10 protein-coding genes are annotated in these 10,873 nt (G+C 74.2%); 8 read left to right on the plus strand and 2 right to left on the minus strand.

Going from position 1 to position 10,873, the window contains the following annotated elements:
* Window positions 1-13: 13 nt before the first annotated feature.
* Entirely contained in the window at window positions 14-1,342 is a 1,329-nt protein-coding gene (locus ACZ60W_RS31845; RefSeq protein WP_469758867.1) for an MATE family efflux transporter, read from the plus strand.
* On the opposite strand, the gene ACZ60W_RS31850 is transcribed toward ACZ60W_RS31845, so the two are convergent.
* Window positions 1,303-2,577 (minus strand): glycosyltransferase 87 family protein, encoded by a 1,275-nt coding sequence (locus ACZ60W_RS31850; protein WP_469758868.1) that lies wholly within the window; start codon window positions 2,575-2,577, stop codon window positions 1,303-1,305. The two genes, ACZ60W_RS31845 and ACZ60W_RS31850, sit on opposite strands and share 40 nt — an antisense overlap.
* 85 nt (window positions 2,578-2,662) lie before the next feature.
* Here ACZ60W_RS31850 and ACZ60W_RS31855 point away from each other — a divergent pair, with 85 nt between their 5' ends.
* Window positions 2,663-3,805: a glycosyltransferase family 4 protein gene (locus ACZ60W_RS31855; RefSeq protein ID WP_469758869.1), complete on the plus strand. Its 1,143-nt coding sequence runs from the start codon at window positions 2,663-2,665 to the stop codon at window positions 3,803-3,805.
* Between the two features lie 78 nt (window positions 3,806-3,883).
* Here the strand turns inward: ACZ60W_RS31855 and ACZ60W_RS31860 are convergent, their stop codons facing one another.
* Window positions 3,884-5,680 (minus strand): AMP-dependent synthetase/ligase, encoded by a 1,797-nt coding sequence (locus ACZ60W_RS31860; protein ID WP_469758870.1) that lies wholly within the window; start codon window positions 5,678-5,680, stop codon window positions 3,884-3,886.
* Window positions 5,681-5,935: 255 nt separating this feature from the next.
* Here ACZ60W_RS31860 and ACZ60W_RS31865 point away from each other — a divergent pair, with 255 nt between their 5' ends.
* From ACZ60W_RS31865 to ACZ60W_RS31890, 6 genes are all read left to right on the plus strand, one after another.
* Window positions 5,936-6,703 carry a metallophosphoesterase family protein gene (locus ACZ60W_RS31865; protein ID WP_469758871.1) on the plus strand — a complete coding sequence of 256 codons (768 nt, stop codon included), beginning with the start codon at window positions 5,936-5,938 and terminating at the stop codon, window positions 6,701-6,703.
* Between the two features lie 89 nt (window positions 6,704-6,792).
* Window positions 6,793-7,233, plus strand: a complete 441-nt coding sequence (locus ACZ60W_RS31870) for an SRPBCC family protein (protein ID WP_469758872.1) — start codon at window positions 6,793-6,795, stop codon at window positions 7,231-7,233.
* Window positions 7,234-7,264: 31 nt separating this feature from the next.
* Window positions 7,265-8,398, plus strand: coding sequence for an ArsA family ATPase (locus tag ACZ60W_RS31875; RefSeq protein WP_469758873.1), 1,134 nt, complete (start codon window positions 7,265-7,267; stop codon window positions 8,396-8,398).
* A gap of 41 nt (window positions 8,399-8,439) precedes the next feature.
* Window positions 8,440-8,880: a DUF5304 domain-containing protein gene (locus ACZ60W_RS31880; protein ID WP_469758874.1), complete on the plus strand. Its 441-nt coding sequence runs from the start codon at window positions 8,440-8,442 to the stop codon at window positions 8,878-8,880.
* A 66-nt stretch (window positions 8,881-8,946) separates the two neighbouring features.
* Window positions 8,947-9,888 carry an ROK family glucokinase gene (locus tag ACZ60W_RS31885; protein ID WP_366302397.1) on the plus strand — a complete coding sequence of 314 codons (942 nt, stop codon included), beginning with the start codon at window positions 8,947-8,949 and terminating at the stop codon, window positions 9,886-9,888.
* 77 nt (window positions 9,889-9,965) lie between these two features.
* Complete coding sequence (locus tag ACZ60W_RS31890; RefSeq protein WP_469758875.1) at window positions 9,966-10,712, plus strand: endonuclease/exonuclease/phosphatase family protein; 747 nt, start codon at window positions 9,966-9,968, stop codon at window positions 10,710-10,712.
* Window positions 10,713-10,873: the final 161 nt, after the last annotated feature.

A 10,873-nucleotide genomic window follows, 5' to 3' on the forward strand; every position in this document is an offset into this window, starting at 1 on the left:
GGGGAACCGTCGCATGTCCTCACACCGCCGGACGCTCGTCCGGCTCGCCCGCCCGGTCTACTGCGAACTCCTCGCGGGCGTCGCCGCCGGCGTCGTCAACATGCTCTGGGTCGCCCGGCTCGGCGGGGACGCCGTCGCCGCCGTCGCCGTCGCCACCAACGTCGAGAACCTGCTCCTCGGCGTCGTCCTCATGGCCGGCTCCGGCACCACCGTCCTGGTCGCCCGGGCCCGCGGGGCCGACGACCCCGGAGCCGTCCGCGCCGCCGTCCGCGGCGGGGCCGCCCTCTGCGCGCTGCTCGTACCGCCCGTCGCCGTCGGCGGGTACCTGCTGCGCGACCCGCTCGCCGCCCTCCTGCTCGGCGGCCCTGACCACCCCGCCCACGCCCTGGCCACCGCCTACTTCGCGATCGCGCTCCCCGGCACGGCCGTCTTCTTCGCCACGCACGTCCTCGACGGCGTCCTCAAGGGCGCCGGCGACACCCGCACCCCCATGCGGCTCGCCTTCCTCGCCAACGGACTCGTCCTCGTCCTCGACCCCCTGCTCATCCGCGCCCACGGGGTGGAGGGCGCCGCCCTCGCCACCGTCGCCGGACGCTCCGTCGCCCTCGCCGCCGGCCTGCTCGCCCTGCGCCGCGACCCGCTCCTGAAGGCCGCGCGGGCCGCGCGCGCCGCTCTGCCCACCGCCGCCGCCCTGCGCCGGACCGCCGCCACCGGACTCCCCATGTCCGCCGACTTCACCGTCCGGATGGCCGGCGCCCTCGCACTCGTCCTGGTCGTCGCCCGGATCGGCGTCACCGAGATCGCCGCCTACGGCATCGCCACCAAGGCCATGTACGTCGCCACCATGGCCTTCTACGCCGTCCGGCAGGCCGCCGCCATCCACAGCGCCCACCTCCTCGGCGCCGGACGGGACGAGCGGCGGGCCGTCGCCCGCGAGGCCCTGCTCCTCGGCTCCGCCCTCGGGGCGGGAGCCGCCGCCCTGCTGCTCGTCGCCGCCGGCCCCGTCATGCGCGCCTTCGGCGCCGAGCCCGACGTGGCCGCGGCAGGCGCGCTCTTCCTGCGCTGCCTCGGCCCCTACCTGCTGCTCATGGCCGGGTACATCGCGGTCGCGGGGGTCTTCGAGGGCACGGGGGCGAGCCCGCGGCTCGCCCGGATCACCGTCGCCGGCGTCCTCGTCCAGCTCCCGCTGGCCCTCACGTTCTCAGCACGGGGGCTCGGCGGGATCTGTCTGGCCATGGCCCTCGCCATGGCCGCCCAGTGCGCGGCGCTCGCCCTGCTCCACCCGCGGACGGCCGCGACCGGTCAGAAGGAACCCGACAGGGCCTTCTCGCGCTCCGGCTGAGCGGTCGCCTCCGCCGCCGCGATCTCCGCGAGCCGGGGCTCCGTCACCGTCTGGCGCCACAGGATGCGGCAGGCGATCACCGCGGCGGCTATCAGCAGGCCGTTCCGGGTGAACAGCACCGCCACGCCCAGCGGGTCGCTCCGCGTCACGTGCGAGAACCACACCGGGAACTCGAACTGCGTCACCGCCGTCGCCCAGATGACCAGGTGCGCGGGCCGCCGCATCCGGCTCGCCCGGAACGCCATGCAGACCGCGGCCAGACCCACCAGCCACAGCATGTACTGCGGGGAGAGGACCCGGCTCGTCGCCGTGAACAGCAGCACCGCCACGAAGGCCGCGTCCGCCACCGTGGACGAGGTGAACAGGCGCGCCTTCAGCCGCCACACGAGCAGCCAGCCGAAGGCGGCGATCGTGAGCAGCATCGCGGCCGTCGACACCGTGGACACGTACGGGCCGAGGAACTCGATCGAGCCGTAGTTCATCCGCGCCTCGCCCTCCCAGCCGAAGTGCCGGACTACGTGGAAGACCATCGAACCCAGGGACTCGACCTCGGTGCCCCGGTCGCGCTGGAAGCCCAGGAAGGCCAGCGCCCCCGGCATCCACAGCACGCACAGCAGCAGCACGGCGGCCGCCGCGCCCGCCGCCGTCGTCCAGGAGCGGAAGGTCGCCCGTCCCTTCGGGCTGCCCGCCAGCACCAGCACGGGCCACACCTTCAGGACCGCCCCGAACCCGGCGAGGGCGCCCAGGACGCGCGGACTCCGACCGGCCGCCAGCAGCGCCGCCACCGCGACGGCGGTCACCATCACGTCGTAGCGGGCGTACGCGGTCGGGCCGAGCAGCGGGACGCCCGCGAGCCACAGCCAGGCACCGTGCGACGAGCGGCCCGCGCGGCGTCCCGTGTACACCAGCAGCCCGAAGACCAGCGCGTCGCAGAGGAAGGCGAGGACGAAGAACGCGGACGCGTAGCCGAGGAACGGCAGCAGGGCCGGGGAGAGGATCGCGAGCGCCGCCGCCGGCGGGTACTGCCACGTGACGTCGTCCAGCGGGTAGGTGCCGGTCCGCAGCACCTCGTACCAGCCCTGGTAGATGTTCGAGACGTCGAAGGTGATGTCCGGGCCGGGGATGACCACGACCTTGAAGACGCACAGCAGCAGCAGGACCCGGGTCAGACCCCAGAGACCCAGCGGAAGCCGCAGGCTCGCGCGTGACCAGTTCCCCACCGCACCCGTCGTCACTGTCTCGTCCTTGTCCTGTCGGGCCCGCGGGAGCGGGGGAGTGGTGTTGCCGGGCGGTGGTGGCGATCGCGTACTGTCGGCCACGATGCACAAGACCCTGATCGTAACCAACGACTTCCCGCCGCGTCCCGGCGGAATCCAGGCCTTCCTGCACAACATGGCGCTCCGCCTGGACCCCGACCGGATCGTCGTGTACGCCTCCACGTGGAAGCGCAGCCGCGAGGGCGTCGAGGCGACGGCCGCGTTCGACGCCGAGCAGCCTTTCACGGTCGTCCGGGATCGCACCACCATGCTGCTGCCCACTCCTCGGGTCACCGCCCGTGCCACCGCGCTGCTGCGCGAGCACGGCTGCACGTCGGTGTGGTTCGGGGCGGCCGCGCCGCTCGGCCTGATGGCTCCCGCGCTGCGCAGGGCGGGTGCCCGGCGGCTCGTCGCCACCACCCACGGGCACGAGGCCGGCTGGGCCCAGCTCCCCGCCTCCCGGCAGCTGCTGCGCCGCATCGGCGAGGGCACGGACACGATCACCTACCTCGGCGAGTACACCCGCTCCCGCATCGCGGCCGCCCTCACGCCGGCCGCCGCGGGCCGGATGGTCCAGCTCCCGCCCGGCGTGGACGAGAAGACCTTCCACCCCGACTCCGGCGGCGCCGAGGTCCGCGCCCGTCTCGGGCTCAGCGACCGGCCCGTCGTCGTCTGCGTCTCCCGGCTCGTCCCCCGCAAGGGACAGGACACCCTGATCAGGGCGATGCCGCGGATCCTGCGCACGGTGCCGGACGCCGTCCTCCTGATCGTCGGCGGCGGCCCGTACGAGAACGACCTGCGCCGTCTCGCCGCGGAGACCGGCGTGGCCGGATCCGTGCGCTTCACCGGCGCCGTCCCCTGGTCGGAGCTGCCCGCCCACTACGGGGCCGGCGACGTCTTCGCCATGCCCTGCCGCACCCGCCGGGGCGGCCTCGACGTCGAGGGGCTCGGCATCGTCTACCTGGAGGCCTCCGCGACCGGCCTCCCGGTCGTCGCCGGCGACTCCGGGGGCGCCCCCGACGCCGTCCTCGACGGCGAGACCGGCTGGGTCGTCCGCGGCGAGTCCGCCGAGGACACCGCCGACCGCGTCACCACCCTCCTGCTCGACCCCGAGCTCCGGGCCCGCATGGGCGAGCGGGGCCGCGCCTGGGTCGAGGAGAAGTGGCGCTGGGACCTTCTGGCCGAGCGGCTGCGCGAGCTGCTCTGAGACACCACGGCGAGCGCCGTGACGAAGGGCCCCGGGCGAGGAGATCGCCCGGGGCCCTTCGTCGTGCCGCTCGGCGGCTCAGTGCTGGTAGATCGCCTCGATCTCGTCCGCGAAGTCCTTCGCCACGACGTTCCGCTTCAGCTTCAGGGACGGGGTGATGTGCCCCGCCTCCTCGGTGAACTGGGCGGGCAGGATGCGGAACTTGCGCACCGACTCGGCCTTGGAGACCGCCGCGTTGCCGTCGTCGATCGCCCGCTGCACCTCGGCCACGAGCTCCGCGTCCTCCCGCAGGGAGGCCGCCGTCGAACCCGCCGGCTTGCCGTGCTCCGAGGCCCAGCGGCCCAGGAACTCCTCGTCGATGGTGACCAGCGCGCCCACGAAGGGACGCCCGTCGCCGACCACCATGCACTCCGCGACCAGCGCGTGCGCCCGGATCCGGTCCTCGATGACGGCCGGGGCGACGTTCTTGCCGCCCGCCGTCACCAGGATCTCCTTCTTGCGGCCGGTGATCGCGAGGTAGCCGTCCTCGTCGAGGGTGCCGATGTCGCCGGTGTGGAACCAGCCGTCCGCCAGCGCCTCGGCCGTCGCCGCCTCGTTGTTCCAGTACCGGGAGAAGATGTGCTCGCCGTGCAGCAGCACCTCGCCGTCGTCGGCGATCCGGACCACCGAGCCGGGCAGCGGCTGGCCGACCGTGCCGATCTTCTGCCGGTCCCACGGGTTGAACGCGGTCGCCGCGCACGACTCCGTCAGGCCGTACCCCTCCAGCACCGTGAAGCCGATGCCCCGGAAGAAGTGGCCGAGGCGCTCGCCCAGGGGCGCGCCGCCCGAGATCGCGTACTCGCCGCGGCCGCCGAGCACCGCCCGCAGCTTGCTGAAGACCAGCTTGTCGAAGACCTTGTGCTTGATCCGCAGGCCCAGGGACGGGCCCTGCGGGGTGCCGATCGCCCGGCTGTAGGCGATCGCCGTGTGCGCGGCCTTGTCGAAGATCTTGCCCTTGCCGTCGGCCTGCGCCTTGGCCCGCGCGGAGTTGTAGACCTTCTCGAAGACCCGGGGCACGCCCAGGATCAGGGTCGGCCGGAACGAGGCCAGCTCGTCGGTGAGGTTCTTGATGTCCGGGACGCAGCCCAGCCGGATCGGCGCCATGACGGACGCGACCTCGACCAGCCGCCCGAAGACGTGCGCGGCCGGCAGGAAGAGGAGCACCGAACACTCGCCGGTGCGGAAGAGGGGCTTCAGCCGCTCGACCACGTTGCCGCACTCGGCGAAGAACGCCCGGTGGGTCAGGACGCAGCCCTTGGGGCGGCCGGTGGTGCCCGAGGTGTAGACGATCGTCGCCGGGTCGTCCGCGTTCGCCGCCGACATCCGCTGGTCGAGCACCTCGTCCGAGACGTCCGCGCCCTCGGCCGTGAGCCGCGCGACGGCGTCGTCCTCGATCTGGCGGAGGCCCTTGAGCCCCGGCAGGTTCGCGCGGACGGACTCCACCGACGCCTGGTGCGCCGCGCTCTCGACCAGCGCGAGCGTCGCGCCCGAGTCGCCGAGGATCCACTGGATCTGCTCCGGCGAGCTGGTCTCGTACACCGGCACGGTCACGCCGCCGGCGCTCCAGATCGCGAAGTCGAGGAGGACCCACTCGTACCGGGTGCGGGAGAGCAGGGCGACCCGGTCGCCCGGCTCGACACCCGCGGCGATCAGGCCCTTGGCGGCTCCGCGGACCTCCGCGAGGAACTGCGTGGCGGTCACGTCCTGCCAGACGCCGTCGACCTTGCGTCCCATGACGGCGACGTCTGGGTGCTGGGAGGCGTTGCGGCGGATGAGATCCGTCAGGTTGCCGTCCGCGGGGACCTCGTACAGGGCCGGAAGGCTGAACTCGCGCAAGACTGCTGCTCCTCATCGGGCGCCGGCGCCACGGCTCTGTGTGATGCACCGGTGAAGTCCATGATCGGGCAGGTGCTCAGTGGGGATGAGCACGACTGGACTGCCCGGACGTTACCCACCAGTACACGGTTCCCGATAGGGGGTCCCGGCCAGATGTTCCGTGCGTCACACATATATGACGGTGCTCTCCGCACAGTAATCCACCGGTTTCCCGACTCCCAAGTAACCGCAGGTGACACCCCCTAAGGTGGGCTCATGCGAGTCCATGTGGTCAGTGACGTGCACGGCAACGCCGGCGACCTCGCCCGCGCCGGAGAGGGCGCCGACGCCCTGATATGCCTGGGGGACCTGGTCCTCTTCCTCGACTACGCCGACCACAGCCGGGGGATCTTCCCCGACCTCTTCGGCACCGAGAACGCCGACCGCCTGGTCGAACTGCGCACCGCCCGCCGCTTCGACGAGGCCCGTGAGCTGGGGCGCCGCCTCTGGGCCGGACTCGACGTCGACCGCGAGACCGCCATCGAGGCCGCCGTGCGCCGCCAGTACGCCGAACTCTTCGCCGCCTTCCCCACCCCCACCTACGCCACCTTCGGCAACGTCGACATCCCCCGGCTCTGGTCCGAGTTCGCCCGACCCGGCACCACCGTCCTCGACGGCGCCCGGATCGAGCTCGGCGGCCTCACCGTCGGCTTCGTCGGCGGCGGCCTGCGCACCCCCATGCGCACCCCGTACGAGATCTCCGACGAGGAGTACGCGGCGAAGGTCGAGGCGCTCGGCGAGGTCGACGTCCTCTGCTCCCACATCCCGCCGGACGTCCCCGACCTGACCTACGACACGGTCGCCCGCCGCTTCGAGCGCGGCAGCCGGGCCCTCCTCGACGCCATCCGCCGCACCCGGCCGCGCTACGCGCTCTTCGGCCACGTCCACCAGCCGCTGGTCCGCCGGATGCGGATCGGCTCGACCGAGTGCGTGAACGTCGGCCACTTCGCCTCGACCGGCAAGCCCTTCGCCCTGGAGTGGTGACGGGCGCGCAGCCGCGGCGCGATAGCCTTCCGTCGGCACGTCCGTGCCCGACCACTTCCGCCGGAACGCACCGTGGAGGAGCCACCGCGATGGCCGAACACACCAGCTCGAGCATCACCATCGAGGCGGCGCCGGCCGACGTCATGGGCGTGATCGCCGACTTCGCCCGCTACCCCGAGTGGACGGGCGAGGTGAAGGAGGCCGAGGTCCTGGAGACCGACGACTCCGGCCGCGCGGAGAAGGTCCGGCTCCTCCTCGACGCCGGCGCCATCAAGGACGACCACACCCTCGCCTACACCTGGACCGGCGCCGACGAGGTCAGCTGGACCCTGGTCAAGTCCCAGATGCTCCGCTCCCTCGACGGCTCCTACCGGCTCGCCCCGCTCGGCGGCGACCGCACCGAGGTCACCTACCAGCTGACCGTCGACGTCAAGATCCCCATGCTCGGCATGATCAAGCGCAAGGCCGAGAAGGTCATCATCGACCGAGCCCTGGCCGGCCTGAAGAAGCGCGTCGAATCCGGCGCCTGAGCCCGACCGGGGCGGAGGTAACGTCCTGGCCATGCGGATTATCCTTGTCACCGGCCCCGGCGGCGCCGGACGCACCACCGTCGCCGCCGCGACCGCCCTCGCCGAGGCGCGGGCCGGCCGCCGGGTCCTGCTCGTCACCGAGGACACCGGCCCGCTCCCGGACGCCGACGGCCTGCGCGTGCTGCGCCCCGACGCCGCCGGCGACTTCCGCCGCGAGTTCCTCGCCCTCCAGGACCGTTCCTCGACCGCGTTCGACCTGCTCGGCGCCGCGCCGTTCGAGGACGCCGAGCTGACCGAGCTGCCCGGCAGCCGCACCTTCGCCCTGCTCCGTGCCCTGCGCGACGCGGCCGCGGGCGACCACGACCTCGCCGTCGTCGACCTTCCGCCGCTCACCGAGGCCCTCGCCGTCCTCGCCCTGCCCGAGCAGCTCCGCCGCTACCTGCGCCGCCTCCTGCCGCCCGAACGGCAGGCCGCCCGCGCCCTGCGTCCGATGCTGGCCCAGCTCGCCGGCGTCCCGATGCCCGCCCAGTGGCTGTACGAGACGACCGCGCGGTGGGAGGCCGAGCTCGCCGCCGTCCAGGACGTCGTCGAAGGCCCCGGCACCACCGTCCGCCTCGTCCTCGACCCCGGCCCCGCCGCCGGACGGGCCCTGCGCACCGCACGGCTCGGCCTCGCCCTCCAGGGCCTGGCCCTCGACGCCGTCGTCGCCAACCGGCTGCTTCCCGCCGACTCGCCGGACCCCTGGCTCGCCGGCCTCACCGCCGAGCAGCACCGGCACCTGGCCGGGCTCCGCGCCGCCGCCGACGGCGTCCTGTACGAGCTGCCGCACCTGGGCCGCGACCCGCGCGGCACCGAGGACCTCGCCCTGCTCGCCCCCGTCCGGCCCGGGACCGATCCCGTCCCCGCGCCCCGCTGGCCCGTCGAGGACCGGCGGGAGGAGGACGGCGTCCTCGTCTGGCACATCGCGCTGCCCGGCGCCGTCAAGGAGGAGCTGTCCCTCGTCCGCCGCGGCGACGAACTGCTCCTGGCCGTCGGTCCGTTCCGCCGGAACATCCCCCTTCCCGGGGCCCTGCGCCGCTGTACCGTGACCGGCGCCGGGCTCGTCGACGGCGACCTCCGCGTCCGCTTCACGCCCGACCCCGGACTCTGGCCCCGCACCCCCTGAGGCCGTGTACCGTCGAAGTACCAGCCAGTGAGGAGTGCGCCATGAGCGATTCGGACGCCTGGGCGAAGGCCTGCGCCGAGGACCTGGAGGCGGAGAAGGCCCGCCGCCGGGCGCAGCGCGGGGCCGAGCCGGGCTCTCCCGCCGAGGAGTTCCGCAAGCTCTTCGAGGCCGTCGCCGACAAGGTCTCCGGCGGACTCGGGAACCCCCTCCTCGCGGGCCAGGCCGCGCAGACCGTCCAGCACCTCGTCAACCAGGCGAAGGCCGCCGTCGAGCCCGTCATCGAGCGCAACCCGCAGGTCTTCGACCACCTCGCCGCCGCCGGCAGCGAACTGCTCGCGGCCTACCGCTCCGCCGTCGAGGGCCACGAGAGCCGCTGGACCCGGGGCGGACCGGTCGCCGGGGACGACCCGCGCCGGGACGCCGACGAGCCCCGCAAGGACGACGAAGGGCCCGGATCCGGCCAGCACATCGACCTTGACTGATCAGTAGGCGCCTCCCCCTCGGGTACGGTGGGCCTTAGCGGGGCTCGACCGAAAACTGAGGGACACATGGGACTCACCATCGGCGTCGACATCGGCGGCACGAAGATCGCGGCCGGCGTGGTCGACGAAGAGGGCAAGATCCTCGACACCCACAAGGTGCCCACCCCGCCGACCCCCGAGGGCATCGTCGACGCGATCAGCGCGGCCGTCTCCGAGGCCGGCAAGGGGCACTCGATCGAAGCCGTCGGCATCGGCGCTGCGGGCTACGTCGACGACAAGCGCGCCACCGTCCTCTTCGCGCCGAACATCGACTGGCGGCACGAGCCGCTCAAGGACAAGGTCGAGCAGCGCGTCGGCCTCCCCGTCGTCGTGGAGAACGACGCCAACGCCGCGGCCTGGGGCGAGTACCGCTTCGGCGCCGGCCAGGGGCACGAGGACGTCATCTGCATCACCCTCGGCACCGGCCTCGGCGGCGGCATCATCATCGGCAACAAGCTGCGCCGCGGTCGCTTCGGCGTCGCCGCCGAGTTCGGCCACATCCGGGTCGTCCCGGACGGCCTGCTGTGCGGCTGCGGCAGCCAGGGCTGCTGGGAGCAGTACGCCTCCGGCCGTGCGCTCGTCCGGTACGCCCGGCAGCGCGCCAACGCCACCCCCGAGCGGGCGGAGATCCTGCTCGGCCTCGGCGACGGCACCCCGGAGGGCATCGAGGGCAAGCACGTCAGCCAGGCCGCCCGCGCCGGCGACGCGGTCGCCGTCGACTCCTTCCGCGAGCTGGCCCGCTGGGCGGGCGCCGGTCTCGCCGACCTCGCCTCGCTCTTCGACCCCTCCGCCTTCATCGTCGGCGGCGGCGTCTCGGACGAGGGCGACCTCGTCCTCGACCCGATCCGCAAGTCCTTCCGGCGCTGGCTGATCGGCGGACAGTGGCGTCCGCACGCCCAGGTCCTCGCCGCCCAGCTCGGCAACAAGGCCGGTCTCGTCGGCGCCGCGGACCTGGCACGCCAGGGCTGACCGCCGCACGAAGCACCCGCCGACCGCCCGCCGCGTCCCACCCGGACCCGGCGGGCGGTCGGCGTATGTTGCCCGGCATGGCGATCAGCGAGCTGCCCGCATCCCGCACCGAGGACGACGGTTCGGCCGTCCTGCGGATCATGAGCTACAACGTCCGCTCGATGCGCGACGACGAGGACGCCCTGACCCGGGTCGTCCGCGCCTGCGCCCCGGACGTCGTCCTCGTCCAGGAGGCCCCGCGCTTCTTCCGCTGGCGCAAGCACGCCGCCCGGCTCGCGGCCCGCAGCGAACTCGTCGTCCTCGGCGGCGGCGCCCCCGCCGCCGGGCCCCTGCTGCTCTGCTCCCTGCGCGCCACCGTCGAACGCACCGAGGACGTGCTGCTGCCGCTCACCCCCGGCCTCCACCGCCGCGGCCTGGCGACCGCCGTCGTCCGCTTCGCGGGCGCCCGCGTCGGACTGATCAGCTGCCACCTGGGCCTGCGCGCGGACGAGCGGTACGCGCAGGCCGGGATGGTCCTCGACCGTGTCGCCGCCCTGGGCACCCCGTACGCCCTGGTCGCCGGCGACCTCAACGAACGCCCCGGCGGTCCCGCCTTCACCCGGCTCACCGAGCGGCTCCGGGACGGCTGGGAGGCCGCCCCGTGGGGCGGCGAGCACACCTTTCCCGCCGCCGCGCCGCACGGGCGGATCGACGCGATCCTCGCGACCCCGGGCGTCGGGTTCCTCGGCTGCGGCGTCCCCCTCGCGCTCGACCCCGCGGACCTGCGGGCCGCGACCGACCACCTCCCGGTGCTGGCCGCCGTCCGCGTCCCCGCGACGGGTTGACCGCCGCACGCCCCTCACCGCCGTACCCGGCATCCCCGCCTCCCGAGCGAGGCGGGGAACACCACCGGGGGGGGGGGGGGGGGGGGGGGGGGGGGGGGGGGGGGGGGGGGGGGGGGGGGGGGGGGGGGGGGGGGGGGGGGGGGGGGGGGGGGGGTGGGGGG

It is taken from the genome of Streptomyces sp. NPDC104202 (assembly GCF_055584185.1).